At 68.7% G+C, this 25,081-nt stretch carries 27 protein-coding genes; 9 read left to right on the plus strand and 18 right to left on the minus strand.

Annotated features, from left to right (window positions below; all coding sequences use genetic code 11):
• Window positions 1-415: 415 nt before the first annotated feature.
• From ACFHWT_RS27590 to ACFHWT_RS27650, 13 genes are all read right to left on the minus strand, one after another.
• Entirely contained in the window at window positions 416-718 is a 303-nt protein-coding gene (locus ACFHWT_RS27590; protein WP_416597603.1) for an antibiotic biosynthesis monooxygenase family protein, read from the minus strand.
• Complete coding sequence (locus ACFHWT_RS27595) at window positions 715-1,044, minus strand: antibiotic biosynthesis monooxygenase family protein (RefSeq protein WP_416592260.1); 330 nt, start codon at window positions 1,042-1,044, stop codon at window positions 715-717. The genes ACFHWT_RS27590 and ACFHWT_RS27595 overlap by 4 nt, the downstream gene beginning before the upstream one ends.
• The gene (locus ACFHWT_RS27600) at window positions 1,044-1,796 is read right to left on the minus strand and encodes an SDR family NAD(P)-dependent oxidoreductase (protein ID WP_416597604.1); all 753 of its coding nucleotides are present in this window, start codon (window positions 1,794-1,796) and stop codon (window positions 1,044-1,046) included. The genes ACFHWT_RS27595 and ACFHWT_RS27600 overlap by 1 nt, the downstream gene beginning before the upstream one ends.
• A 42-nt stretch (window positions 1,797-1,838) precedes the next feature.
• On the minus strand, window positions 1,839-2,306 hold the full coding sequence (locus ACFHWT_RS27605) for an anthrone oxygenase family protein (protein WP_416597605.1): 468 nt from the start codon (window positions 2,304-2,306) through the stop codon (window positions 1,839-1,841).
• 13 nt (window positions 2,307-2,319) lie between these two features.
• Window positions 2,320-2,784 carry an SRPBCC family protein gene (locus tag ACFHWT_RS27610; RefSeq protein ID WP_416597606.1) on the minus strand — a complete coding sequence of 155 codons (465 nt, stop codon included), beginning with the start codon at window positions 2,782-2,784 and terminating at the stop codon, window positions 2,320-2,322.
• Window position 2,785: 1 nt separating this feature from the next.
• Window positions 2,786-3,049 carry an acyl carrier protein gene (locus ACFHWT_RS27615; protein WP_416597607.1) on the minus strand — a complete coding sequence of 88 codons (264 nt, stop codon included), beginning with the start codon at window positions 3,047-3,049 and terminating at the stop codon, window positions 2,786-2,788.
• A gap of 27 nt (window positions 3,050-3,076) precedes the next feature.
• A complete protein-coding gene (locus ACFHWT_RS27620) occupies window positions 3,077-4,330 on the minus strand; it encodes a ketosynthase chain-length factor (RefSeq protein WP_416597608.1) in 1,254 nt (417 codons plus the stop codon).
• 317 nt (window positions 4,331-4,647) lie between these two features.
• Entirely contained in the window at window positions 4,648-6,189 is a 1,542-nt protein-coding gene (locus tag ACFHWT_RS27625) for a multicopper oxidase family protein (RefSeq protein WP_416591817.1), read from the minus strand.
• Window positions 6,190-6,293: 104 nt separating this feature from the next.
• Window positions 6,294-7,556: a beta-ketoacyl-[acyl-carrier-protein] synthase family protein gene (locus ACFHWT_RS27630; RefSeq protein ID WP_416597609.1), complete on the minus strand. Its 1,263-nt coding sequence runs from the start codon at window positions 7,554-7,556 to the stop codon at window positions 6,294-6,296.
• Window positions 7,553-7,981, minus strand: coding sequence for a cupin domain-containing protein (locus ACFHWT_RS27635; RefSeq protein WP_416597610.1), 429 nt, complete (start codon window positions 7,979-7,981; stop codon window positions 7,553-7,555). Before ACFHWT_RS27635 ends, ACFHWT_RS27630 begins: the two co-directional genes overlap by 4 nt.
• Window positions 7,978-8,313, minus strand: a complete 336-nt coding sequence (locus ACFHWT_RS27640) for a TcmI family type II polyketide cyclase (protein WP_416591814.1) — start codon at window positions 8,311-8,313, stop codon at window positions 7,978-7,980. The genes ACFHWT_RS27635 and ACFHWT_RS27640 overlap by 4 nt, the downstream gene beginning before the upstream one ends.
• A 109-nt stretch (window positions 8,314-8,422) precedes the next feature.
• Window positions 8,423-9,181, minus strand: a complete 759-nt coding sequence (locus ACFHWT_RS27645; protein ID WP_416591813.1) for a hypothetical protein — start codon at window positions 9,179-9,181, stop codon at window positions 8,423-8,425.
• A gap of 165 nt (window positions 9,182-9,346) precedes the next feature.
• A complete protein-coding gene (locus tag ACFHWT_RS27650; protein WP_416591812.1) occupies window positions 9,347-10,027 on the minus strand; it encodes an SDR family NAD(P)-dependent oxidoreductase in 681 nt (226 codons plus the stop codon).
• Between the two features lie 200 nt (window positions 10,028-10,227).
• On the opposite strand from ACFHWT_RS27650, the gene ACFHWT_RS27655 reads away from it, so the two are divergent.
• From ACFHWT_RS27655 to ACFHWT_RS27680, 6 genes are all read left to right on the plus strand, one after another.
• Window positions 10,228-11,412 (plus strand): nucleotide disphospho-sugar-binding domain-containing protein, encoded by a 1,185-nt coding sequence (locus ACFHWT_RS27655; protein ID WP_416597611.1) that lies wholly within the window; start codon window positions 10,228-10,230, stop codon window positions 11,410-11,412.
• Between the two features lie 64 nt (window positions 11,413-11,476).
• Window positions 11,477-13,318, plus strand: a complete 1,842-nt coding sequence (gene asnB / locus ACFHWT_RS27660; RefSeq protein ID WP_416591810.1) for an asparagine synthase (glutamine-hydrolyzing) — start codon at window positions 11,477-11,479, stop codon at window positions 13,316-13,318.
• A 52-nt stretch (window positions 13,319-13,370) separates the two neighbouring features.
• Window positions 13,371-14,048, plus strand: coding sequence for a TenA family protein (locus ACFHWT_RS27665; protein WP_416597612.1), 678 nt, complete (start codon window positions 13,371-13,373; stop codon window positions 14,046-14,048).
• A 175-nt stretch (window positions 14,049-14,223) separates the two neighbouring features.
• Window positions 14,224-15,426, plus strand: coding sequence for a cytochrome P450 (locus ACFHWT_RS27670; RefSeq protein WP_416597613.1), 1,203 nt, complete (start codon window positions 14,224-14,226; stop codon window positions 15,424-15,426).
• Between the two features lie 14 nt (window positions 15,427-15,440).
• Window positions 15,441-15,686, plus strand: coding sequence for a ferredoxin (locus tag ACFHWT_RS27675; RefSeq protein ID WP_416591807.1), 246 nt, complete (start codon window positions 15,441-15,443; stop codon window positions 15,684-15,686).
• Window positions 15,661-16,029, plus strand: a complete 369-nt coding sequence (locus ACFHWT_RS27680; protein ID WP_416597614.1) for a SchA/CurD-like domain-containing protein — start codon at window positions 15,661-15,663, stop codon at window positions 16,027-16,029. Before ACFHWT_RS27675 ends, ACFHWT_RS27680 begins: the two co-directional genes overlap by 26 nt.
• A gap of 136 nt (window positions 16,030-16,165) precedes the next feature.
• Here the strand turns inward: ACFHWT_RS27680 and ACFHWT_RS27685 are convergent, their stop codons facing one another.
• Window positions 16,166-17,752, minus strand: coding sequence for an FAD-dependent monooxygenase (locus tag ACFHWT_RS27685; RefSeq protein ID WP_416597615.1), 1,587 nt, complete (start codon window positions 17,750-17,752; stop codon window positions 16,166-16,168).
• A gap of 11 nt (window positions 17,753-17,763) precedes the next feature.
• On the minus strand, window positions 17,764-18,771 hold the full coding sequence (locus tag ACFHWT_RS27690) for a methyltransferase (protein ID WP_416597616.1): 1,008 nt from the start codon (window positions 18,769-18,771) through the stop codon (window positions 17,764-17,766).
• Window positions 18,772-19,020: 249 nt separating this feature from the next.
• On the opposite strand from ACFHWT_RS27690, the gene ACFHWT_RS27695 reads away from it, so the two are divergent.
• Together ACFHWT_RS27695 and ACFHWT_RS27700 are read left to right on the plus strand one after the other, a co-directional pair.
• On the plus strand, window positions 19,021-20,655 hold the full coding sequence (locus tag ACFHWT_RS27695; RefSeq protein ID WP_416597617.1) for an FAD-dependent monooxygenase: 1,635 nt from the start codon (window positions 19,021-19,023) through the stop codon (window positions 20,653-20,655).
• A gap of 24 nt (window positions 20,656-20,679) precedes the next feature.
• The gene (locus ACFHWT_RS27700; RefSeq protein WP_416597618.1) at window positions 20,680-21,708 is read left to right on the plus strand and encodes a methyltransferase; all 1,029 of its coding nucleotides are present in this window, start codon (window positions 20,680-20,682) and stop codon (window positions 21,706-21,708) included.
• A gap of 82 nt (window positions 21,709-21,790) precedes the next feature.
• Here ACFHWT_RS27700 and ACFHWT_RS27705 read toward each other — a convergent pair whose 3' ends face one another.
• The 3 genes from ACFHWT_RS27705 to ACFHWT_RS27715 form a co-directional block, all read right to left on the minus strand.
• Window positions 21,791-22,777, minus strand: a complete 987-nt coding sequence (locus ACFHWT_RS27705; RefSeq protein WP_416597619.1) for an FAD-dependent oxidoreductase — start codon at window positions 22,775-22,777, stop codon at window positions 21,791-21,793.
• Between the two features lie 153 nt (window positions 22,778-22,930).
• Window positions 22,931-23,668: a hypothetical protein gene (locus ACFHWT_RS27710; protein ID WP_416597620.1), complete on the minus strand. Its 738-nt coding sequence runs from the start codon at window positions 23,666-23,668 to the stop codon at window positions 22,931-22,933.
• A gap of 69 nt (window positions 23,669-23,737) precedes the next feature.
• A complete protein-coding gene (locus tag ACFHWT_RS27715) occupies window positions 23,738-24,283 on the minus strand; it encodes a thioredoxin family protein (protein WP_416597621.1) in 546 nt (181 codons plus the stop codon).
• Between the two features lie 100 nt (window positions 24,284-24,383).
• Here ACFHWT_RS27715 and ACFHWT_RS27720 point away from each other — a divergent pair, with 100 nt between their 5' ends.
• Window positions 24,384-25,031, plus strand: a complete 648-nt coding sequence (locus tag ACFHWT_RS27720; protein ID WP_416597622.1) for a hypothetical protein — start codon at window positions 24,384-24,386, stop codon at window positions 25,029-25,031.
• Window positions 25,032-25,081: the final 50 nt, after the last annotated feature.

Below are 25,081 nucleotides of genomic sequence, written 5' to 3' on the forward strand. Positions count from 1 at the left end.
CCTGGCCACCAACGGGGCGATAAATGACCGCCTACGGGGAGTATTCACTGGCCGCCGACAGACCTCGCGCGTCCACGGCGACACGTGGCGATCCCGCACCCACCACGAGCGGACAAACGGTCAGGCCGAAACGGTCAAGCAGGGAGCAACACCCTCCGACGGATCGAGGTCAGCGTACGTCTCAACGCACATCAGGGCGCGACGTCGGTAGGACCCCGATCCGGATCGCCGTCGCGATCCTCACTCTGGCGCCAACGGGTCGGGATCGGGTATGGGACCCAGAACAAGGCCGAGAAGCTGATCGACTGCCCCACTTCGATGACCCGATCGAGCAGCAGGTAGCCGTACTCTTGCCAGCCTTGGCGCGGTGCCAGTGCCCTAGGCCGGGGAATCGGTCGCACCAGATGCCCCCTCGTCAGAAACTGTCGACGACTTGGTAGACGCCGAACGGCGGGTCGAACCGCTCATCCCGGAAGGGCCGCAGCGGGGCTGTGGTGTCCCGATGATCAGGACCGGCCTCCCAGGTGAGAAACGCGTTCAGGTCGGCCCAGCGGCTCATCACCAGAAAGCCCCGGCTGTCCCGGACCGCCCCGAGCAGATCGTTACCGAGTAGACCTGGCACGTCGCGCATGCGCTGGCTCACCCGCTGGTACGCCAGCCGGACCGACTCGTGGTCGGTCGCCGCGTGGTACACCAGCACCCGTACCTCACCGCTCATGCCGGCGGTACCCCCGCACCAGTTAGATGGGCGACCACGTGCATCGTGGTCATCGACCCAGCCGATCGGTACGGATGCAGCAACTGGCGATGCTGCACATGTCGGTCGCTGTGCTCGAACTCGCGAAACTGCGGCTCGTCCAGCCAGTCGCTGACGATGTAGTAGACGTCGTTCTCCTCAGCGCTGCGTGACAGCCACTGACCCAGATTCGCCGGGTGCGAGGTCACCGAATTACCGACCTCCCGCCAGACCCGTTCGAAGTCCGCTCCCATACCCGGCTTGATTTGCATCCGGAGCATGACCCGGAACCGACTCTGCTCTGACATCAGGAAATCCCTCCATCGATGTGCAGGGTGGCACCGGTGACGTACCGGGAGAGCGGGCTGGCGAGGAAGAGCACGGCACCACCGACCTCGTCGGGCGTACCGAGCCGGCCGAGCGCGGTCTTGTCGCTGTAGCGCTGCCGCATGAGAGCCTGCTGCTCGGCCGGCATCGCCGCCATCGCCTCGGTTTCGATGACCCCGAGCGCCAGCACGTTCACCCGGATACCACGCGGACCCAGTTCCTTGGCCAGCGACCGGGTCAGCCCCACCAGCGCGGCCTTGGTCGCCGTGTAGTGGGCACGCAGCGGAATGCCTACCTCGGCCACCTTCGATCCAATGCTGACCACCGAGGATCCCTCGCCGAGTAGCGGCAGGGCGTGCTGGATCACCAGGTGGGCGGCGGTCAGGTTGACATCCAGAATCCGCCGCCACTCGGTCAACGTCAGCCGCTCGTACGGCACATGACTGATCGCCCCGGCGTTGTTGACCACTAGGTCGAGCCGGCCGAACCGGTCGCCGCACTGGGCCACCAGGCTGGCGATGTCGTCAGGCCGCCCGAGATCGGCGCGGATGACATGGTGCTGCCCACCGATTTCCTTGAGCTCATTCTCCAGGCTGGTGGCTTCCTCTCTCGCCTGCCTGTGGCAGGTGATCACATCGACTCCCGCGCGGGCCAGGGCGAGAACAACACCCCGACCGACGCCACGGGTTCCTCCGGTGACAAGAGCCTTACGGCCCGCCAGTTGGAGATCCATGTCCGCTCCTTTCTAAGGTCGTGGCGTGCGGCCACGAGGGGATTACATCTGCACGCTCAGCGCCGCACCATTGGCGATCAGTGCGCACACGGCCAGCCAGGTCCGTATCCGGTTCCACAGCCCCCAACCGGGTCGGGGATCCTGCCGCGTGAAGTCGGATGGTAGGCGATCCGGGTCCAACTGTCTGATCCACCGGTTGACCGGCACGTTCTTGATCAGGGAGATGGTGACGGTTGCCGCCGCCGCGAGCGCGGCAACGACGTACAGCGCCCGGGCAGCCCTGGCATCGCCGTCAGCCAGGGCCAGCACCACGTCGCCGGTGATCGTCGCCAGTAGGCACGCCGGCATGAACGGGTCGTATCGGGTGGCGAAGAACGCGTGCGCGTGCACGTACCGGCCGGGCGGCAACGCTTGCAACAGCGGCCAGCCGCCCAGTTGAGTACCGACCAGTACGCCGGCGGCCAGGCCATTAACGACGAGCACCAACGGAGCGAGTACGAGGATCGACACGACGCCACCTGGCTCAACCGGTCGCGGCTGCCCGCGCGGCTGCCTCGACCTTGTCCTTGATCAGCTGCATTTGGACCGCAGTATTGCGGTTCAGATGAGCGGTCATCCCGGCGTCGTCGGTAGGTGCGTCCGGCTTCAGGTGGAAGTCCTGAACCCAACGCATTCGGACTCCGTTTTCCTCTTCGCGGTACTCCCAGTAGATGTTCATGAACTCGAAGGGGCCGGTCTCCACCCGATGCGCTCGCACGGTTCGGGTACGAGGATCCGGGGTCCGTTCGGACACCCAGCTCCAGGTCCTGCCCTGCTCGTCCGGGTGCATGGTGAGTCTGAACCGGACGGTGTCACCGCGCTGTTCGAGGATTTCCGCCGATGCGTACTCGCTGAACAGGTCGGGCCAGTTCACCACATCGTTGGTCATCTGCCACACGACGTCGATCGCGGCCTCGATGAGGATCGAGTTGTCGGTGTGTCCCGCCATGTCAGGCTGCCTTCCCTGACGCGACGAGCCGTTCGTTGAGGTAGGCGACGGCCGTGCGAGGCGTCGTCATGTGTTCCAGCGAGTCGTCCGGGATCGGCACTTCGTACTGCCGCGCGACAGACGCGGCGAGTTCGAGCATCGCCAACGAGTCGTAGCCCAACTCAACAAACGCTACGTCGAGGGAGTTCTCGTCCAGTTCCGGGCCGTCGGTCCCGTCCGCCGAGCCGAGGATCTTTCGGAGGTCTTCTAGGGTAAACAGTGTCATCCCAAAGTCCTTTCTAGATACGCCAACTCACCCGTCGGCTCGGGTGAGTACGACGGCGGATACGAATCCCTGGTGCCCTCGCGCGAGCACCAAAGCGGCACGCACCGGCATCTCCCGGGGCTGGTTGAGGACCAGGTCCAGGTCGTCACCGGTCACCAGCCGGGTGGGACCGGTGCACGGAGGCACCACCGCATGGCGCAGGGCCAGCAGCGCAGTCGCCACATCGAGTGCGCCACCTCCGGCATAGAGCCGGCCGGTCAGCGTCTTCGGGGCAGTGACTGCCACGCCACGCGGCCCGAAGACACCGCGCAGCGCAGCTGCTTCGGCGCGATCCTCAGCCCACACCCCGAGGGCATCGGCGAAGACGACGTCGACCTGGTCGGGGGTGAGCCGGGCGTCGGCCAACGCCCGGTTGATCACCCCGACCAATGGTTCGGATCGCCCGTCTGCCGGCGATGGGTCGAACCCCGCTGCGTAGCCGGCGATCCGCCCGTAGGCCTCGGCATCGCGGGCGTCGGCCGCGTCCGGTGTCTCGACGATCATAATCGCGCCGCCCTCACCCGGTAGGTAGCCGGTCGCGCTGGCGTCAAAGGGCAGGTAGGCCCGAGCAGGATCGTCCACGGCAGACAACGCGCCGTTGGAGAGTTGGGCGACCAGTCCGTACGGGCAGAGCGAGGCGTCGGTGCCGCCGGTGACCACCAGCCGCGTACCTGACCGGAGCAGTCGCCGTGCTTGGCCGATGGCATCCAGGCCGCCAGATTGCTCGGTGCAGATCACACCGCACGGGCCACGCATGCCGTGCCGGATCGAAATCTGCCCGGTGCTGGCGGCGTAGAACCAGGCGATCGACTGGTACGCACCGACCCAGGACGGACCCCGCGTGTAGAGCCGTTGCATCTCGTGCTGGCCGAATTCGGTGCCACCCGATGAACTGGCGGTCACTACCCCCATCGAGTACTCGGGCTGCTGGGCCGGATCGACCCCGGCGTCCTGCAGCGCGTTCTCGGCCGCAGCGAGTGCGAAGTGCGTCCAGCGATCGGTCTGCGAAATGAGCCGTCCGGGTACCCGCCCTTGCGGTGCGAATCCGGGCACCTCACCGGCGAGGCTCACCGGATAGCCAGTCGGATCGAATCGTGTGATTCGCCCGATCCCGCTCTTGCCGGCCAGGACCGCCTGCCAGTGCTCGTCGACGCGCGTGCCAGTTGGCGCCACGACCCCGATACCCGTCACCACGGGCTGGGTCGGTTCGGGTGTCCGGCTACGCTTCGATGACGCGATCATCGTGGGCCTTTCCTTGTCCGTGACGGCGCACGACGCCGTCCTGCAGACAAGGCTGGCCGGTCGGTCTGGAGTTACCCTCAAACTCAACTCGAAGCAATGCCGACCTTCGGCGGCCCTGGTAACCAGGTTGGTCGGCTATAGTTCGGCGGAAAGCGCCCCAGCCTGCCTCGTGGACCCGGGCCGTGGGCCGTCCCAGTTGTCGGGTGCACTGCCCCAGAGACGGGGCGGCGCTTGTGGCCGCCGGGACAGAGGGACGGCCACGCACCGGTGGGTGATGCGTGGCCGTCCCGGGCCGCGGCTGCGGGGGAGCCGCGGGGCTAGTTGTGGTGGGCGTGTCTGGACAGAACGCGGCTAACCGAGTCTTCCTCTCCCGGTTGGACCACCAGGAACTGGATCATCATGCCTTGATCCTCGTGCCGGAGCAGATGGCAGTGAAGCATGTACGGCCAGGTCGTGCTGGTGTAATCCTCGAAGGTCACGGCAATGCGCAGTGGCGTGCCAGGCGGCAGGTATACGGTGTCCTTCAGCCCGGCGAGATGTGCCGGGACAGGCTCACCGCCGATATCCAGTACCTGGAACGAGACGCCGTGCACGTGGAAGTTGTGCGGGGCTTCGTCGGTGTTGATGACCGTCCACACCTCGGTGCTGCCTGCGGTGAACACCCCATCGACCCGACTCATGTCCATGGTTCGGCCGTTGATCGATACGCCGAGCAATTCGAAGGAGCGTTCCTCGGCGCCGGTCACGTCCGGTTGCTCAACCGTGACCAACTGCGGAGGCACCTCGATCGCCGAGGCCAGTTGCTCAGCTGCGCGCAGTTGCAGGATGTCCAGGGTGTCATCCGCTCCAGCGAACCGGCGCAGTGGGAACCCGGAACCCAGGTCAGCGGGGAAGCTGCGCAGCACCGGCCGGTCCCCGGCGCCAAGCGCCACCAGCACCTCGAAGCGCTCGCCCGGGCTCACCTGCAACCGACGCAGATCGACGGGGCGTTCCAGCAACCCGCCGTCCGTGCCGATGACGGTGAGTGGGCGGTCATCGGGAAAGCCCAGGTTGTAGGTCCGCGCGTTCGACGCGTTGAGAATCCGCAGCCGCACCAGCGAGTGCCGCACTTCCAGATGCGGGTTGTAGGTGCCATTGACCAGAACGGTGTCGCCGAGGATGCCAACGTTGCCCGCCCCGGCGATCTGCTGGGTGAAGGTGGCGTGCCGGGTGTCGAGTGACCCGTCGTCGTGGAAGTTCTTGTCCTGCAGGATGAGAGGGATGTCGTTGACGCCGTACTCGTCCGGTAGCTGCGGACCGGCGTCGTCATCGACCAGGAACATGCCGGCCACACCACGGTAGACGTGCATCGCGGTTTGCTGGTGCATGTGCGGATGGAACCACATCGTTGACGCCGGCTGGTCGATTGTCCAGGTCGGCGACCAGATCGTGCCCGGGCGAATCATCTGGTGCGGACCGCCGTCCATCTCGGGCGGCAGGTGCATTCCGTGCCAGTGCAGGGTGGTGGTCTCGGAGAGCCCGTTCTCGACATCGAAAACAACCGTGTCGCCGCGCTGCGCTCGTACCGTGGGTGCCAGGTAAGTACCGTTGATGCCCCAGGTTGCCGTCTGCTTGCCCGGCAGAAACTCCTTTTGTCCGCTCTGGATGGTCAGGTGAAACTTCTTGCGGCCGTGTTCGTCGGTGGTTGACTCGGCCAGCGGCGGCACGGCCAGCGGCTGGCTGAAGTCGAGCCTGCCCACGGTACTACGATCGAGTTGCTGGTAGGAGACCACAAAGTTCACCGCCCAACCCACCCCGGCAGCCAAGCCCAGGCCGACCACTGCAGCCACGGCCGCGACGATTCGGCGGGCGGTCCTCATTGCTGGTCCTCCTTCGTGGAGATGCCGGCGCCGCCGGACCGCGACGCCGGCATTACTCTAGCCAGAATAACCGTAGGCGTATATGAGGGCTTACCCCTAGTGTGTCAGGACCGGCCGGGGACGGCGAGCAGCATGGCGCTCTGGAACCCACCGAATCCGCTACCCACGGTGAGCACCACCGAGGTGCGGTGGTCCCGGGCCACCAGCGGCACATAGTCCAGGTCGCACTCGGGATCGGCGTTGTGCAGGTTGGCTGTCGGGGGGACGACCTGTCGCTGCAGGGCGAGCGCACAGGCCGCGATCTCGATCGACCCGATCGCGCCGAGCGAGTGTCCGACCATCGACTTGATCGAACTCACCGGGACACGGTAGGCGTGCTCACCGAGGCTACGCTTGAAAGCCGCCGTCTCATGGCGGTCGTTCTGCCGGGTTCCGGAGCCGTGGGCATTGATATAGTCCACGCTTGTCGGATCTAGTCTGGCCTGATTGAGCGCGACCCGGATCGCTTCGGCCATCTCGCGGCCGTCAGGTTTGAGCCCGGTCATGTGGAACGCGTTGCTGCGACTGGCAAAGCCCACCACCTCGGCGTATACCGGTGCCTGTCGGCGCTCGGCGTGTTCGGCCTCCTCGATGACGAACATCGCGGCACCTTCGCCGAGCACGAAGCCGTCGCGCTGCGCGTCGAAGGGCCGGGAGGCATGCTCGGGATCGTTGTTGTTCGGTGAGGTCGCCTTGATCGCGTCGAAACATGCCGATGTGATGGGCGACAGCGGAGCATCACTCGCACCGGTCACCGCGATGTCCGCGCTGCCCTCCGTGATGAGCTGCACCGCGTGCCCGACCGCGTCGATGCCGGACGTGCACCCGGTGGAGATCAACGCGACCGGACCTTCCGCCGCGACGTCCCGCGCGACCTCCACCGCGATCGTGCTGGGCACCATGTATCCGTACAACTGTGGCACCCGGTAGTCGGCGTCGACCAGCCAACGTCGCCCGTCGTCGGAGAGGACTGCGTACTCCTGCTCCAGGCCCATGGTGCACCCGACCGCACTGCCGACGCTGACCGTGAGCCGCTGCGGCTCGACCCCGTCGAGCCGCAGTCCGGCGTCGGCCACCGCCTCCCGCGCCGCCACTGTGGCGAATTGAGCGGCGCGGTCCATCCGGCGTATCTGCTGTGCGCTCAGTCCGGCCGCCCGGGCGTCGAAGTCGCACTCGGCTGCGATCCGGGACCGGTACCCCGACGGATCGAACAAGGTGATAGTACGGGTGGCGGTACGCCCTTCGGTCAGCAGTTGCCAGAACGGCTCACGTCCGATGCCGCCGGGGGCGACCACGCCGACGCCGGTGATGACCGCGCGGCGGCTCACCGTGTTCTGCCCACGTTCGGCTGGGAGCTTTCCGGGTCGGGCAGTGGTTCGGTGTCCACGTGCCCCAACTCCGGACGCGGGGCCAGCGGCGACAGGTGGAACACCGCCTCCGCCGGCACGGCACCGGTGTTGACCAGCCGATGCCGCACGCCGATCGGGATGAACAGAGACTCCCCCGGCCCCAGTTGCACCACGGTCCCGTCCATAGCCATCTCCAGCTGCCCCGAGATGACATGCAGAAACTCCTCGGAGTACGGGTGCAGGTGTTCACTGATGAACTCCTGCGCTGCCAGCCGAAGCACCCCCCCGAAGCCAGAGACACACCCGACGGTACGCGGGCTCAGGGTCACCCGGATCTCGCCACCTCTGCGTCGGTTCGCGGCCACTGAGTCCGAGGCGACCTTCCAGTGCGACACGGTCGTCACCGCGTCACCTCCTGCCCTGCCGACCAGACGTAAAACGGCGTCGCCATCGCGTCGCGCGGTTCCTTCCAGTTGGGGTCGTACGGGGAGACGTGGTTGCCGAGGGCGATGTTGATCTCCTCGTAGAGCGGGTGGCTGCGGGCCCGGTACAGCCGCGGCGTGATGTCGTCGTCGGCCTCGACCAGGTGGAAGTAGAGGTCATGGAAGCGGAACAAGGTCCGGCGCTGGACACCGATGAGATGCGGCAGGTCGGACGCGTCAGACTTGGCGAAGATGTCGGCAACGGCATCCGAATCTCCGGGATCCATCCTCGCCACGATGAGAGTACGGTGCACGAACGGCCTCCTTGGACGGGTATCGACAGGTCATCTGTCTGCACCGTCGCAGCGCCCGTTGGAAGGTAACTCGAAGTGGTCTGTAGGGTAGTCGCGCGGCAGCCCGTCCTCAGCGGTGTTCACACCGCACTAGATGCGCCTCGTCGTCAACGAAGACGAACTCCAACTCGACCGAACCCAGGTGGTTGCCGACAGTACGGGCAGTATCGGCGACGCGGGTCGCCACGGCCAGCGTCAGGACCGGTGCGTCACGCAACTCGTCGGGCACGACGACGGTGCAGGTGCCGCCAGCCGCCGGGGCGGAGGCGGTCTCCTTTCGGGCCACGGTGTACGTGCCGACGCCAGCGGCCTCCGACACGGTCACCTCGTCGAAGTAGACCGGCCCGGACAGCGGCTCGGCCATCCCCCAGCACGCGCGCATCCGCTGCTGACCGGTTGCGGGGTCCACCGAGACCAGGACACTCGCCCGCGCCGGCAGAAAGTGCTGCACGGACAGCACGGCGCGGATGTCACGACCGCCACCCGCCGCCCGCTGCGTCCAGGCCAGCAGCTCCAACGAACCCTCCGCCAGAGTACTGATCGGCAAGTTGTGCAACACCGGACTGCGCACCATGACCCGGCCGGCGTCGGTCACACCCGCGCACCGCAGCGACACCCGGGCAAATGGTCCCGGAAGCATGCGCCGGCGGCACCGGTCGGGCTGAGCCCGAGCGACGGCGAGCCACAGGTCCAGAGGGGCGGACAGCACGACGGTGTGCGGGACCTGACTCAGGTGGCGTACCCGCGCGAGGGCGGCGACGTCGGAGCCCACGAGCCGCGCGTCCCGTGACCGCTCACTCGCGAGATCGATTCGCGCCAGCGTGATCACGACCAGGCACTGTAGGGGTCTGTCGCCGCCTCGTCGACGAGACACGTCGGTGTCGTCGATATAACCAGATTCCGACAATATTGCCTATGCACTACTTCTTAATACACCAAATAGCCCATCTAGTAAATGAAATGGAGTCAGCCGTCGCAGCGGTCACCTTTGCGGCTACCAGTTGATCTGGCGGCTGCCTCGGAAGAAGCAGCCGGACGGCCCGTCGTCGTCGAGCGACACCAGGTACTCGACGTCGACGGCCGCGTCCTGCGCCGACCGCTGGGCGTCGGGCCGCATCCTGGTGTGCACGAGTCCGGGGTTGACCGCGTTGATCAGTACTCCGCTACCTTTGGTCGCGGCGGCCAGCATGCTGGTCACCGCGTTGAGTGCGGTCTTCGACGTCGAGTAGCCCGGCGCGCCGACGAAGATTCCGTTGCTGAACGCCCCGGTGCCACTGGACACCATCACCACCCGTCCCCAGCGGCGCGTGACCATGTCCGGGACGAAGGCCTGGCACACCCGCCAGGCGCCGAGCGCGTTGATCCGCCACGTCAGCTCGACAAGCTCGAGCGGTACGAGCAACGGGTCCTCACCTCCGTCGAGTAGCACGCCGGCGTTGTTGACCAAGATGTCGATCGGTCCTACCGCCTGCCGGGCGGCAGCGACGCTCGCCGGATCCGTCACGTCCAGTCGCACGGCGCGGGTGTCGCCCCCTAGTCTGGCCGCCGCCTGTTGCGCGTCCGCGACCTGCCGCGCAGCGATCACCACCTGGTGCCCTCGGGCGGCGAGCCGGGCGGCCACCGCCGCACCGATCCCCCGGTTCGCCCCGGTCACCAGCGCGACCTTCGCCTCCATCGCCCCTCCTCTATCCGATCGCTTTGTACCGCCGGCAAGCGTCGGTGTCCTGGCTCGACAGCCGATGGGGCGCTGATGGAACCTCGACGACGAGCGATCCTCGAGTCACGGGTCACCCGCATGCGGCACGGTGACGGGTGGCCCCGCGTTCCGCGGTCGCCTCAGCTGACGCAACCTGCTGCCGCACTAAGGAGGCCGCTATGCGTGTTCTGTTCACAACCTGGGCCTGGCCGTCGCACCTGTACGGTATGGTGCCGCTGGCCTGGGCCTGCCAGGCCGCCGGACACGACGTCGTCGTCGCCAGTCAGCCCACGCTGCAGCGGACCATTGCGGCGACCGGGCTGACCGGAGTGTCGGTCGGCGCCGACCGCGACGCCGAAACGATGGTCCGGGGGTACCTGCTGCCGGCTGCTGCCGAGCGCGGTCGGTCCGAGCCGGTCTCGCCACGTACCGGTCGGGGACCGCGAGCCCTGCAGATGTTCCTCGCCCACGCCGACGCCATGCTCGACGAACTCGTCGAGGTGGCCCGGCAGTGGAGTCCTGATCTGATCGTCTACGAGCCGACCGCGTGGGCCGGACCGCTCGCCGCGCAGGTGGTCAAGGTGCCTGCGGTACGCCACCTGTACGGGGCTGACCTGCTGGTCCGGGCCCGTCAACTCCTGCCGGAGCTACTCGCGCCGCTGGCCCGCCGACACGGCAGCGCACCGGTCGATCCCACTGCCGCGCCGACGATCGACCCGTGGCCGGCCCGGCTGCGCCTACCGGGCAGCCGGGCCGACCTGCCAATGCGGCACGTACCGTTCAACGGCCCCTGCCAGAGCCTGCCGCCGAACACCGGCAGCGCCGACCGCTCGGCGAGCCGCGCCAGTCGCCGGAGGATCTGCGTCAGCTGGGGGCACACCATCGCGCGGGTCTCCCCGTCCCGATTCATCGCCGGTGCCGTCGCAAAGGCATTGGCGGCGCATGCCGAGGTGATCCTCGCGGTCTCAGCCGACCAGCATGAGCTGCTGGGTCCGCTCCCCGACGGCGTACGGGTGCTGCACGACGTACCGCTGCGCACCATCCTGCCCGGCTGCGACCTGCTGGTGTCGCACGGCGGGGCCGGCTCCATCCTCACCGCGCTGGACGCCGGCGTGCCGATGCTGCTGGTACCGCAACTGCCGGATCACGCGGCCCACGCCGCAGCGGTGCTCGGCGCCGGTTGCGGAGCAGTGCTCAACCGCGCGGAGGCGACCCCGGAGCAGCTACGCCGGGAAGCCGGTTCGTTGCTCACCGACAAGGCGGTCGCCGACGCGGTTCACGAGGTACGTCGGGACATGCACGCACAACCGGGACCGGCGCAACTCGTCCCGCGTCTGGAACAGCTGGCGCTCGACCGAGTCTGACCAGCCACCGGCCGGTCCAGATCGCTCCGAGCGGGCCTCGAGACGCGACGCAGACAGTGACGTCATGTGTGGACTAGCGGGATGGGTCGACTTCGGGCGTGATCTGACATCAGAGATCAACACGGTACGTGCCATGGTGGCGACCCTCGCCAACCGTGGACCTGATGCTGAGGGGGGGTGGACGGACCGAGACGCCGCGCTGGGCTTCCGCCGGCTTGCCGTCATCGACGCGGCCGGCGGCGACCAGCCAATGGTCGCCGAAGGAGACGGTCGAGTACAGGCGGTCCTCGTCTACAACGGCGAGGTCTACAACTTCCGCGAGTTGCGCGAGCAACTCCGTAGCCTCGGGCACCGGTTCCGTTCCAGCGGAGACACCGAGGTCGTGCTCCGGGCCTACCTGCAGTGGGGCGAGCGGTGCGTGGAGCATCTCGACGGGATGTTCGCCTTCGCGGTGTGGGACCCGGCGCGCCAGCGCCTGCTGCTCGCCCGCGACCGGCTCGGGGTGAAGCCGCTGTACTACGCTGCGGCCGGCCCGGGCCTGGTCTTCGGATCCGAGGTCAAGGCACTGCTCGAGCACCCCCTGGTGGATGCCGTCGTCGACGCTGAAGGGCTCGCTGAACTGCTGGCGTACATCGCCACCCCGGGACACGGTGTCTACCAGGGAGTGCGCGAGGTCCCACCCGGGCACCTCGTGATCCTCGACCGGACGGGTCAACACCTGCGCCGCTACTGGGCGCTACCGGTGCGGGAGCACACCGACGACTGGGCCACCACGGTCGCGACGGTCCGCGGCTTGCTGACCGACTCCGTGCACGCCCACCTCGTTTCGGATGTCCCGCTGTGCACCCTGCTCTCCGGCGGCCTCGACTCCAGCGCGATCGCGGCGATCGCGGCGATCGCCGGAGAACGACCGCGCACATTCGCCGTGGACTTCGACGGGCACGCCGAGCGGTTCCGCTCCGACTTCTGGCACATGGACCCGGACGCGCCGTATGCCGACCGGGTGGCCCGGCACATCGGGACCGCGCACGAGCCGGTAGTCCTGCGCACCGCCGACATGGTCGACCCGGTCGTCGCCGCAGCCGCCCTGCGCGCGCAGGATCTACCGAGACCGATCCCGGACATGGACCGTTCGCTCTATCTGTTGCTGCGCGCGGTACGGCAGCGGTCCACGGTGGCCCTCATGGGGGAGATCGCCGACGAGCTGTTCGGCGGATACCAGTCGTTCCGGGACCCGTCGCTGCTGGAGTCGCCGAACTTCCCGTGGGTCACGATGGGCCTGCGGGTGGCACGGCATGGGATGAGCACCGGGTTGCTCGACCCGGCACTGCTCACCAAGATCGATGTTCCCGGGTACGCCGCCGACCGGTACGCCGAGACCGTCACCGAGGTGCCCGCCCTGCCCGATGAGTCCGGCCTGGACCGGCGGATGCGGGTGACCGGTTACGCCCATCTCACCCGCTGGCTGCCGATGCTGCTCGCCCGCGACGACCGCCTCAGCATGGCGGTCGGTCTCGAACTACGGGTGCCGTACTGCGATCACCGGTTGGTGGAGTACGTCTACAACATCCCGTGGGCGATGAAGACCGCCGACGGGCACGAGAAGAGCGTGCTGCGCGCCGCCGTGGCCGATCTGCTACCCGACGAGGTGCTGCAGCGGCGCAAGAGTCCATTCCCGGTGACCCAGGATCCGCGCTACGGCGAAATCCTCCGTGCCCAGTTCGACGCCGTGCTCGACGACCCCCACTCGCCGGTACAGCCGCTGCTTGATGCCCAGGCCTGCGTCCGGCTACGCCGCGCTCGACGGCCGATCGAGGTCACCGGGTGGGGCGAACGCCGGGACGTCGAGATGGTGCTGCAGCTCGACGCCTGGTTGCGGCAGTACCGAGTCCGTCTGGCGATTTGAGCACTCGCCACAAGATCCACCCCGACCGACCGTATCCCCGAGGAGCAGCGACATGAGCTTTCACGAAGATCTGCTGCAACGAGCCGCACCCGTCCTGGACAAGGTGATCGGCCATCCGTTCTGGACCGGCCTGCGAGACGGCTCGGTCCCCGCCGAGTGCCTGACCCACTTCGTCGTGCAGGACACCGAGCATCTCCTACCTGCCTACGCCCGCGCACTGGCCTCGACGGCGGCCGCCGCCGTCGAGGACGGCCACACCAGGCTGCTCGCCCGCTCGGTGATCGGCAGTCTGGAGGCACGCGACCGGTTGCGCGACGCGTACCAGGGACTGGCCACGGACCTGTCCGCCCCGGCACCGCCGGAGCCGAACACATCCGAGCCGGCCCCGGCGACCCGTGCGTACGCGTCGTTCTTCCTCGCCTCGGCGTCCGCCTCGGTCGAAGCCGGCGTCGGCGCGCTGCTGCCGATGGTGGTGTTCAACCAGCGGGTCTCGCAGAACTTGTTGGACAACCACGTCCCCGGCTCCCGCTACGCCCGCTGGATCGAGGTCTATCACCCCGGTCCGCACTACGGCTACGCGGTCGCCGGTTTCCTCCGGATGGTTGACGAGGTCGCCGCCGGCACCGGGGCGGCCGGCCGGCAGCAGCTCGTCGGTCACTTCCAGACTGCGGTCCGGTACGAGTGGGCGTTCGCGGAAGCCGCCCGGCAGCGCACCGCCTGGCCATTCTGAGCCGCCGTCGGCCGCCGTGATGGCCGGGCTGTGACGACCTGACATCCATGTCCCTGCCCCGGCCTCTAGACCGAGTCGACCGTCCCTCCACCGCTGCTTTCCATCATGCGAGGGCCCGCCTCGTACCGAGGGTGGGTTCATCGGTCCGAGCACGACGATCAGAGAGGCCGCTGCGATGACCACCACAACCCAGGGGGCCCTGCGCTACCCCTTTCCCTGGACCCCACCCATGGAAATTCCCGAGGCCTTGCGCGGACTGCGCGAGGACCCGGTGGTGGAGGTGACACTACCCAGTGGCGACCGGGCGTTGCTGGTCACCCGCTACCACGACGTGCGGTCCCTGTTCGCCGACCACCGGCTCAGCCGCAACATCGCTCGTCCCGACGCCGCCCGCATTTCGGCGGACAACGAGCTGTTCGTCGACCCGAACATTGACCCCGACCCGCCCAAGCACACCAAGGTACGCGGCCTGGTCACCCGCGCGTTCACCGCCCGGCGAGTCGAGGCGCTGCGACCGATCGCCTGGCGGATCGCCTCGGACCTTCTCGATGACATGGAGGCGGGTCCGCGTCCGGTCGACCTCAACGAGGCGTACGCGTTCCCGCTGCCGATCAAGGTCATCTGCCTGCTGCTCGGGGTACCGGCCGAGGATCGCGACTCGTTCCGCAGCATGGTCGACGGGTTTCTGTCAGTCACCAAGCTACCGAAGGAGGAGGTGGCCCGGTGCCGGCGCGACCTGTGGACCTACCTGGGCGACCTGATCGACTCGAAGCGGCGCGATCCCAGCGAGGATCTGATCAGCGGGTTGATCCGGGTACGAGACGAGGACGACAACCGGCTGACTGAACATGAACTGCACTACTGGACCCAGGGCCTGCTGATCGCCGGATACGTGACCACCGCGAGCCAGATCGGCACCGGGACCGCCGTACTGCTGCACCGGCGGGACCTGGTGGCCCAGATCCAGCAGGACTGGTCCCTGGTGCCGTCGGCCGTCGAGGAGCTGCTGCGCTGCCAGATCATGGGCTCGTCGGTCGGCACCCTGCGGTACGCGGTCGAGGACATCCCGCTGGACGGCTACACCATCCGCAAGGGCTCCAGCGTGCTGTTGTCCGAAGAGTCGGCGAACATGGACGAGTCAGTGTTCGAGGACCCGTTCAACCTCGACATCCGGCGCAAGGAAAACCATCACATGACCTTCGGGGCGGGCCTGCACTACTGCGTCGGTGCCGCGTTGGCCCGCATGGAGCTACAGGTCGCGACCGAGGCCTTGCTGCGGCGGTTTCCGAACGTACACCTGGCCACCCCAGGTGAGCAGCTGCCGCGCGCGCTAGGCGGATTCATGGAGGGCTTCACCGACATCCCAGTCGACTGGTAGACGGCCCCGTCGCCATGCTCGTCAGCGCTACACCAGACACCTGTGCGGTGAGCAGCCTCTGCGTCTACCGGGCGCCGGGCGTGTTCGATCAGGACGAGGAAGGGCACGTCGTCGTGCTGGTCGACCGTCCCGACGCCGAGCAGCACGACGACGTGCGCCGCGCGGTCCGCGGCTGTCCGACGAGGTCGATCAGGGTCATCGACGACGCGGCAGCCACCACCGAGGAGGACCAGGATGCCCTTCGCCGCCATCACCTATGACATCAAGCCCGGCCATGAGAACGACATCGCCGAAGTCCTTGCCGGTTTCCGCCGGGTCGGTTCCGCGAGCGTGACCGACGGATCGGGTCAGTCCGCGGGCCGGATCTTGTCGACCGCCGTGTTCATCCGTGAAGCCACGATGGTCCGGTTCATCGAGTACGAGGGCGACCTGAACGCCATCGCCCGCCATATGGCGAGCCAGCCGGGGGTGCAGGAGGTGGAGCGCAAGCTCAAGCCGTACCTGGCCAGCCCGCGCGACACCGGAACGGTCGATGGCTTCGTCCGCACTTTCGAGTCCAGCATGCTGCGTTGCCTGAGTCAGATGTCGGTACGCGACAGCTGAACCGGTACCGCCACGACGGTGCCGGGCCCTGGTCAGGGGCCCGGCACCGTCGTGGCTCATCGTCGCGGTGAACCGGTCGCGTTCAGTGAGTGGCTTTGGCGGCGTCCTGCCCGCACGCAGGACGCCGCCGCAGCGGTCAGCCCGTCCGAACCAGCATCTCGTCCAGCGCGGCGCGCAGCTGACCGGCCGGGTCCGGCTCCATCGCTGTGGCGCGCCACGCGACGAACCCATCCGGCCGGACCAGGACCGCGCCGGCTGGGCTGACTCCGTACCCGGCCAGGAAGCGCTCTCCGGAGTCGACGAGGTCGTCACCGACCCGCAACGCGTCCAGCGGTACCTGCAGTGCGTTGGTTGCCGCCCGCGCGGCGGCGATCCACTCCCCGCCGTCCGGACCCACCAGCAGCACCGGATGCCGGCCGAACAGGTCGAGAGTCGACATCGTCGTCGCACCGCGCTCCAACTTCAGATGCGGTGCCCGGGTGCCGGGCTCGCCGCTGAGGGCAGCGGGCGACACCGGAGCACCCGGGGTGTAGCGGTAGCCGAACACGAGGGTGCCGTAGTCCGGAACGGTGTCGTCCTGTTCAGGTTGCCCGGTGCGCTGCTGCATCATCCGCATAGTGCCCTGCAGGGTCATCCAGGCGACCGGCTGCCGCTCGGCCTGGTAGGTGTCGAGCAGTCCGGGGCCGGCCGCCCCGGAGCGGACCGCGGCCAGTTTCCAGGCCAGGTTGTGCACGTCCTGAATACCAGTGCTGGCACCGAACCCGCCGGTCGGCGGGACCAGATGCGCCGCGTCTCCGGCGAGGAACACCCGCCCTCGCCGGTACGCCTCGGCGACCTGTGCGCCGATCCAGAAGTTCAGCACCTTGGCCCCGCCAGCAGGCAGCTGCGGACGGATCGTCACGTCGAGATCCGGCTGACCGATCGCCGCCCGAACGAGCTCGACACAGCGGTCGTCAGTCAACTCCGTCAGCGACGATCCAGGCGGCATAGCCGTGGCGAAGATCCAACTTCTCTCGCCGTCGTGGGCGAACAGAATGGTCGACGGACTCGGCTGATCGAGATAGCACACGCCGATAGGCCGGCCGCGCGCCGCCTTACTCAGATCCGCTTCGAACAGCAGCGACAGGGTGGTGGCGAACTCGCCCGGCCCCTGCACGCCGATGCCGAGCTGCTGGCGAATCGGGCTGCGACTGCCGTCCGCAGCGATCAGGTACTCGGCACGCACGGTCCGGGTCGTGCCGGTGGCTACGTCGGTCAGCTGCGCGGACACTCCGTCGTCGTCCTGGGAGAACGACGTAAGTTCGGTGTGGAACCGCAGCTGAGCACCGAGCTCGGTGGCGCGCTGGCGCAACAGCAGCTCCAACCGGTCCTGGTCGATCGGCACCCACTCGCACGGACTCACCGTGCCCGACGGATCAGGGGTGTCGGTCGGGCCGCTGAACACTTCCGGACCGGCCAGCGTCTCGGCCCGCACCATCAGCAGCTTACTGAAGTCGGTCGCGAGGCTGCTCTCCCGCCACAACGCCGCCTCCAGTCCCACCTGCCGGTACAGCTCCACCGTCCGGGGGTTGATCCCGCGCGAGCGTGGGTGGCTCAGCGTGTCCGGGTGGCGTTCCACCACCATGGCGGGCGTTCCCTGCGAGCTCAGGAACACTGCGGCGGACAAGCCGGTGACGGCACCACCGACGATCAGAACTGGTACCTCCTCGTCGTACGTGGGCACTGATCCCTCCTTCATGCGGCCCGGCGGCAGACGACCAGGGTGTCGTACTCGCCGAGAGGTTGGTGGGTGATCGTCTCGAACCCGGCGGTGCGGGCGTTCTCGTACACCGCGGTGATCGGGTACTCCGAACCGCCGTCGGTGACCAGCAACATGTCCAAGCTGATCACCAGGTTCTCCACGTCCGGCTGATCGGTGAGCATTCGGTCGTACACGAGTAGCATGCCGCCCGGACGGACGGCGTCGTACGCCTTGATCGTCAGGGCTCGGCGCTGCTCCGGATCCCAGTCGTGCAACACGTGTCCGAGCACGACGGCGTCGGCTGCGGGCAGCTCGTCGGCGAAGAAGTCCCCCGGGTGGAAGGTCAGCCGCCCTTCGAGACCCAGGTCGGCACGGTGCTGCTCGAACAGCGGCTGCATCGGCGGCAGATCGAACACGTGCCCGGACAGGTGCGAGTTGGCCGACACGATCTGCGCGGCCAGTTTGCCCCGGGCACCCCCGACGTCGAGGACGTCGCGGGTGCTCGACCAGTCAACAGCGGCCACGAGCTGCGGACCGATCATCTGGGTGAGCGCGTCCATCATGCCGACGAACTGCCGCAGCCGTCCCTGATCGGAAATCATTTCGGTGAAGTCGCTGCCCGACTGCGGCTTCCCGGTACGCAACGCCTCGGACAGCCGGCCCCAGGCCGGGTAGAGATTGCGGTTCGCCCGCTCGAGGAAGCCGCCGACATACGACTCCTGTCCCCGGACGAGGTACTGCGCGGCGCCGGTGGCGTTACCGTACTGCTTCCCGTCGCGTTTCAGCAGGCCGAGCGCGACCAGCAGGTCCAGCAGGTCGCTGAGGCCCCGGCCGTGCAGTTCGAGATCCCTTGCCAGTTCCTGCACCGTGGCCGGACCGGCGTGCAGCTTGGTGAACAATCCCAATTCCACCGCGGTGAGCAACGCCTTCGCGTCGCAAAAGGCGTTACCCAGCCGGATGATCCCCGCAGCCGTGGTCGTATCCGGCGCGTGTTCGGTCATCATCCGCTCCCTTCTCAGCGATCGCCGTGACCATCACGACGATCGAGCCGGACGATCCCAGTACTGGATTGAGGACGGCTCGAAGCAGGGTCCACCACCGGCCCTGTCGCAGCCTCACCCAGCCGCCAGGGTTCCTCGAGGAAGGACCAGTACCTCTTGCCTCACGGCGGAACCCCGCCGCACGACCGGTTCGCCCCGATGGCTTCGTCTGGGTGCAGACCGGAAAGTCTGCCGAGCAGAGGAACTGGAATGTATGACGAGACGACCCCCGTCCTGATCGTGGGAGGCGGGCCCGTCGGCCTGTCCACCGCCCTCTTTCTGGGACGCCACGGAGTTCGCACCATCCTGATCGAACGGCGCGACGGTACCTCCCTCCTGCCGCGGGCGCCGGGCCTGCAGGCACGCACATTGGAGCTGATGCGGGCCGCCGGCATCGGCGCCGACATCCGGGCCCTGGAGATGGGCGACTCGCACGCCTACTTCGAAGGTGGCATCCTGCGGGTCAACACGTACGCGGAGATCGACGACGCGGTGGTGCTGGAGTCGCCCTCACTCGACGGCCCGACGATCAGCCCGGAAAGGGTGATGGGCTGTGGCCAGGACCGGTACGAGCGGGTCCTGCTCGACCGGGCCCGTGACGGCGGCGCGGAGATCCGGTTCGGGACCCGTCTGCTGTCGTTCGAGCAGGACGACGAGGGCGTCACCGCCACCGTCGAGGTGAACAGCACCGGCGAACAGCGTCGCATCCGCGCAACCTACCTGGTCGGCGCCGACGGTGCGCGGAGCCGCACGCGCGAGGCCCTGGGCGTGCACCGGACCGGGCGGGGAACGGTGTTCAACGCGCTGAGCATCTACTTCCGCGCGCCACAGCTCGAGGAACTGCTCAAGGACCGCAAGTTCATCCTCTGCTACGCGACCGCTCGGGGAACCATGATGGGCTTGTCGCGCCTGCACGGGTGCGACCCGTGGCTGGCCGCCCCGATCTACCACCCCGACCGGGGCGAGTCTCCAGCCGATTTCACCGACGAACGCTGTGTCGAGATCGTCCGTTCTGCGGCCGGCAAGGACGACATGCCGGTGGAGATCATGGCCAAGGTGCCGTGGGAAGGCGCGCAGCTGGTCGCGGAACGCTTCCGCGTCGGCCGGGTGTTCCTGGCCGGCGACGCGGCGCACGTACACCCGCCAGCGGGCGGCTTCGGGGCCAATACCGGCATTCACGACGCGCACAACCTGGCCTGGAAGTTGGCCGCCACGCTAAAGCGATGGGCGGGTCCGCATCTGCTCGGAACCTATGACGAGGAACGGCGCCCGCTCGGCAAGGCGATGGCGGAGCAGGCACTGGTCCGCAATCGGATCCGGCACGGCTACGCTACTCAGCAGGATCACGAGTCGATGGTGGACGACATCATCATCACCCTCGGATACCGCTACCACTCCACGGCGGTGCTTGGCGAGAATGCCGGCGACCGCAGCGTGCTGACGCCGCGGCTGCGTCTCACCGGCCAGCCGGGCACTCGCGCGCCGCACCTGTGGCTGGACCAGGGAGGCACCAGAATCTCCACCATCGACCTTTTTTGGGACTCGTACGTGCTGCTGACCGGTGCAGCTGGTAGCGCCTGGACGGAACCAGCAGCCGCAGTGTCCGCAGAGCTCGGGGTGCCGCTGCGGGTGCACCGCATCACCCCCGACGGAACCTTGCGCGCGGTGGACGGTACCTGGACACAGACCTACGGAGTGAGCGACGCAGGTGCCGTGCTGGTGCGCCCGGATGCCTTCGTCGCCTGGCGGGCCAACGCACCGGCCGCAGACATCGCCGGCCAACTGCGCGACGCACTCAGCCGGTCGGCAGGGCTCGCCGCGCAGCCGACACCGGTTGCCGGCTGACCAGACAACACCGGGAGAGATGACATGACCACGACGATTTCCGAAGCGATCGGCAGCGATCCGATGGCCACCGCGATGGCGTTTCAGCCGGCGAAGCTGTTGCTGACCGCAGTCGACCTGGGCGTGATCGAGTCTCTCGCACAGGCCCCGGCCAGCGAGCAGGAACTGCGCGAGAGACTCGACCTGCATCCACGCGGTACGCGCGACTTCCTGCGCGCACTGGTGGCGCTCGGCGTGCTCACCGAGTCGCGAGGACGCTTCCAGAACTCGCCCACCGTCACCGCGCTGGTCCGGGGTGGCCCGGCCGCGCTGGACGGTTTCCTGCGGATGGCTGACCGGGTCATGTATCCGGCCTGGTCCCGGCTTGCTGAGGCGCTGCGCACCGGCGCACCGCAGGCGGAGACCTACCGTGGCCGAGACATGTTCGACGAGCTGTACAGCGATCAGAGCAAGCAGGATCAGCTGGTCCGGATGGCTGAGGACGCGAGCCGACCACTGATACCCGCGCTCACCGACAGGTTCGACTGGTCTACGCAGAAGTCGGTACTCGAACTGGGCGGCTGCCGGGGCAACGTACTGGCCGGCATCGTGCGGGCGCACCGGCACCTGGACGCCGCAGTCCTCGATCTGCCGCAGCTACAGCCCGCCTTCGACGCCCACATGGCCGATCTGAGCATGACCGGTGCCGTGCGATTCCACGCCGCCGACTTCTTCACCGATCCGCTGCCTCCGGCAGACGTGGTGATGATCGGACACGCGCTGGTGGACTGGGACGACAAGCAACGGCAGACCCTCGTCCGGCGGATCTTCCCGGCGGTACGCCCCGGCGGCGCGCTGCTGATCTGGGATCCCATCATCGTGCCGGGCGTTGACAGCTACCTGCGCAATCTCATCCGCAGCATCAACTTGCAACTGATGACACCCACCGGCGGCGGCTACCACATCGAGGACTGCCGGCGCTGGTTGACCGACGCGGGCTTCGCCACCGTTGAGCAGACGTCCCTGGGCCACGACGTGACCCTCGTAACGGCGTGGAAGGCCGGAGGACCGTAACGACGGGTCGCATGGTGTACGCGCGGATCGTAGAACTGCCGACTCCGGCCGTGCTTTCAGCTGTCGGTACGGCTGGGGCGGGTCACGGTTCCGCGCTGACCAGCGATGCCACCTCGTCGGCGCAGCCCCAGCTCAGCGTCACGCCGGCGCCGCCGTGGCCATAGCAGTGGATCAGTTGGGTGACCCCGGACGGCGGCGCGGGATCGGCCTCCACCCGGGCACCGCCGTGCCGCCCGGGCCGCAGCCCGACCCGCTGGGCGAGGACCGCCGCACCGGCCAGCTCGGGAACGAGGGCGGCGCAGCGGGCCCGGATCGCCCGGCTCGTCGCCGGATCGGGCAGTTCGCCGTCGACGTCCGGCTCGAACGTGCCGCCGAGCACGACGTCGCGCCGCCGGGGGTGCACGTACGTGGAGCCGTCGGGGTGGTGTTCGTCGCGTACCGAGGTGGCGATGCCGGGATTGGCCACCAGCACCACCTGGCCGCGGATCGGATGCACCGCCGGATCGGCGGCCAGCCGCCCGGCGGCCAAGCCGGTGGCGTTCACCACCACCGGCGCCAGCTGGCCTGCCTCGGCCAGATTGGACAGGTCACGCTGGCGCAGCACGCCGCCGGCGGCGCCGAACCGTCGGGTGAGCCAGTCCAGGTACGGCCGCATCTCCACGGTGGGCACCGTGCACCGCCACTCGGCCACCACGCCACCGGCCGGACCGGTGCCGGTGGCCGGCACCACCGGGGTGACCGGGCAGTATCGCAGGTCGGGTACGGCCGCTGCCCACCATGGTGGATCGTCGACCGGGGTTCGCAGCAGCATCCGGGTCGGTCGCATCACCACCCCCGGGACCGGCTGCCGGGCCTGGTCGGCCAGTTCGTCGAAGGTGTGACGGGCCCAGTCGAGCACCCGGGACGTGCCGTCGGTCCGGGTCGGGTACCAGACCGCGGCGGCCACCGCCGACACGGTCTGCTCGACGGGGTGGGCGGTGACCACGGTCACCCGTAGTCCCCTTTGCTGCAGCCGGATGGCACAGCTGAGCCCGATGATGCCGGCTCCGACCACCACCGCGTCAGACACCGTCTCTCCTGTCCGTCCCGTCCGCCCGGCCGGTCCGCTCCGGGCGGTACCCGTACCCGCCGGGCCACATCCTGCCGGACCGGGTCACCCTCCCGTGCGACGACCCCAACCGCAGCGGTCCCCGCGCCGGCGGCCAGCCGCAGCGGTCGGCGGTCAGTACCGGACATCGACGGCGACGATGAACCGGTCGCCGAGGCCGACCTCGGCGACCCGTACCGGCGGCGGCTGGTCCGGCCCGTCAACCGGGTCGATACCCAGACCGTAGGTGACCCGGCCCTCGTAGTCGCCGGCGAACCCGTAGCCACGCAGGCTGCCCAGCCGCAGCTGCGGGGCGGGCGATCGCTGGACCGACATCCGGCCGTACGCGTCGTGTGCCTGCGCGGAGACGAACCGGATCTGCAGGAAGCAGTCGCCCGCCAGGTCGACCGGCTCCCCCGTGCCGTCGAAGACGATCCGCGGCTGGTAGCCGACCTCGTAGGACGGGAATCCGGACCGGAACACGAACGAGATCCGGCTGTACGCCGGGTCGGTGTCGGCGTGGTCGGTGGCCTCGATCTCCACCAGGTACGGCAGCGGTGGAGCCGGCCGGGGTGCGACCGGCGGACGGACGTCGTTGCGGATGACGACGGTCTGCGACGGCACCGCCCAGCCGTACCGCACCTGGTACTCGCCCGGGCCGGGGCCGGGCGGTCCGTCCGGGCCGCTGCGGCCGAGGCCCACCACGGGCGACTCCCGCTGGCCCGCTGCCGGTCCGGGCGGTGCCAGGGTCCCGGCACCGGTTCCGTCCGGTGGCTGGCCGGTGGCGGCTCCCGTCGGTTCGGCCGTGGTGCAGCCGGCGGCGGCCAGCAGTACGGCGAGGCTGACGATCATCGGTACGCGCAGATGGGTCATACCGGACTGACGCGCGGCCGCCGATCGGGGTTTACCAGCGGCCGGATCCGGCCCGCACCGACGGTCCGGTCAGGACCGCCACTTGATCGAGCAGCCCATGCTCGGCTGGTGTGGCTCGGGCACCGGCTGCCCGGCCAGCACCAGTTCGATCGCGGCCCGCAGCGCCGCCCCGGTGACCGGCTTGCCGTTGCCCGGGGTGGAGTCGTCGAACGCGCCCCGGTAGGCCAGGGTGCGGTCGGCGCCGTACAGGAAGAAGTCCGGAGTGCACACCGCCTGGTAGGCGCGGCCCACCTGCTGGCTGGCGTCGATGAGGTACGGGAACGTCCAGCCGGCCCGCTGGGCCTGCGCGGCGAGCTGCGCGGGGGCGTCGTCGGGGTACGCCTCGGCGTCGTTGGTGCAGATGCCGACGACGGCCAGGGTCGGGAACTCGGCGAGCACCTTGGCCAGTCCGACCTCGACGTGCTTCACGTACGGGCAGTGGTTGCAGATGAAGGCGACGAGCAGCGCCGGCGCGTCGGCGAAGTCGTCGCGGCGGACCACGTGACCCGAGACGTCCGCCAGCGCGAAGTCAGGCGCGGGGGTGCCCAACGGCACCATCTCTGAGGTGACAGCCATACCCGCCACCCTACCCACGCGGTGAGCGCGTACGTCGGGATGCGACCGCTGGCCACCCTCGGCGCCATGGGCGTCACGCGTCGTCGCACCGGACCGGCTGTTGACCGGGTTCGGGCTGGCGATGATCGGCGGCGCACCGCTGTGGCTGCTCGCCACCGGGCGTACCGAAGTGACGACCTCGGCGGACGTCGAGGCGTCCCCGGTGACGATCCCTGCGGTCGTGGTGCCGTTGGTCGCCGGGTCGCCGCTGGCCAGGCTGGTGCCGCCGCGACTGCCGGCGTTGCAGCCGGCGGTTGCCGACGCGCGGGCGGCGCTCACCCGGCAGGTGGCCGGGCTGAGCACGGTCGCGGTGGCGTTCGCCGGGCTGGCGCTGCTCCTCGGGCCGGGGAGCGTCTGGTACGGCCCGGTGAAGGTCGCGCTGCTGCTCGGCGGCGCCTGGTGGGTGCTGCGGAACTGGCCGGCGGCACCGCCCGGCGGCCAGGAGCATCGACGGGCGGTCCCGGGGCGCTGGTACTGGCTGGGGCCGGTGCCTGCGGTCGTCGGCTGGGCCTGGTTGGCGTACCACAGCCCGCTGACCGGACCGTCCGACCTGTCCGGCTACCGGGCGTACGACCCGATGGTCCTGCTCACGGCGATGCTGCTGACCTTCGCTGGCCGGCGATCACCGCAGCCGCACTGCTGTACGCGGCGATGCATACCCACCGGGTCGGCACCGGTCCGCTGGCCGACACGGTCGCGGTGGTGCTGATGTTCGACGGCTGACCCGCCCGCGTTCAGTCGAGCGGTGTCGTTGCCCAC

The sequence above is a fragment of the Micromonospora sp. LOL_021 genome, assembly GCF_048060215.1.
Lineage (GTDB): Bacteria > Actinomycetota > Actinomycetes > Mycobacteriales > Micromonosporaceae > Micromonospora_E.

Bases quoted from the DNA above. Each gene is read 5' to 3' on its own strand.
- ACFHWT_RS27595 (WP_416592260.1), bottom strand. From the start codon at position 1,044: ATGTCAGAGCAGAGTCGGTTCCGGGTCATGCTCCGGATGCAAATCAAG.
- ACFHWT_RS27590 (WP_416597603.1), bottom strand. From the start codon at position 718: ATGAGCGGTGAGGTACGGGTGCTGGTGTACCACGCGGCGACCGACCAC.
- ACFHWT_RS27680 (WP_416597614.1), top strand. From the start codon at position 15,661: ATGCCCTTCGCCGCCATCACCTATGACATCAAGCCCGGCCATGAGAAC.
- asnB (WP_416591810.1), top strand. From the start codon at position 11,477: ATGTGTGGACTAGCGGGATGGGTCGACTTCGGGCGTGATCTGACATCA.
- ACFHWT_RS27675 (WP_416591807.1), top strand. From the start codon at position 15,441: ATGCTCGTCAGCGCTACACCAGACACCTGTGCGGTGAGCAGCCTCTGC.
- ACFHWT_RS27620 (WP_416597608.1), bottom strand. From the start codon at position 4,330: ATGATCGCGTCATCGAAGCGTAGCCGGACACCCGAACCGACCCAGCCC.
- ACFHWT_RS27655 (WP_416597611.1), top strand. From the start codon at position 10,228: ATGCGTGTTCTGTTCACAACCTGGGCCTGGCCGTCGCACCTGTACGGT.
- ACFHWT_RS27715 (WP_416597621.1), bottom strand. From the start codon at position 24,283: ATGGCTGTCACCTCAGAGATGGTGCCGTTGGGCACCCCCGCGCCTGAC.
- ACFHWT_RS27690 (WP_416597616.1), bottom strand. From the start codon at position 18,771: ATGACCGAACACGCGCCGGATACGACCACGGCTGCGGGGATCATCCGG.
- ACFHWT_RS27695 (WP_416597617.1), top strand. From the start codon at position 19,021: ATGTATGACGAGACGACCCCCGTCCTGATCGTGGGAGGCGGGCCCGTC.
- ACFHWT_RS27625 (WP_416591817.1), bottom strand. From the start codon at position 6,189: ATGAGGACCGCCCGCCGAATCGTCGCGGCCGTGGCTGCAGTGGTCGGC.
- ACFHWT_RS27650 (WP_416591812.1), bottom strand. From the start codon at position 10,027: ATGGAGGCGAAGGTCGCGCTGGTGACCGGGGCGAACCGGGGGATCGGT.
- ACFHWT_RS27670 (WP_416597613.1), top strand. From the start codon at position 14,224: ATGACCACCACAACCCAGGGGGCCCTGCGCTACCCCTTTCCCTGGACC.
- ACFHWT_RS27700 (WP_416597618.1), top strand. From the start codon at position 20,680: ATGACCACGACGATTTCCGAAGCGATCGGCAGCGATCCGATGGCCACC.
- ACFHWT_RS27600 (WP_416597604.1), bottom strand. From the start codon at position 1,796: ATGGATCTCCAACTGGCGGGCCGTAAGGCTCTTGTCACCGGAGGAACC.
- ACFHWT_RS27710 (WP_416597620.1), bottom strand. From the start codon at position 23,668: ATGACCCATCTGCGCGTACCGATGATCGTCAGCCTCGCCGTACTGCTG.
- ACFHWT_RS27665 (WP_416597612.1), top strand. From the start codon at position 13,371: ATGAGCTTTCACGAAGATCTGCTGCAACGAGCCGCACCCGTCCTGGAC.
- ACFHWT_RS27610 (WP_416597606.1), bottom strand. From the start codon at position 2,784: ATGGCGGGACACACCGACAACTCGATCCTCATCGAGGCCGCGATCGAC.
- ACFHWT_RS27615 (WP_416597607.1), bottom strand. From the start codon at position 3,049: ATGACACTGTTTACCCTAGAAGACCTCCGAAAGATCCTCGGCTCGGCG.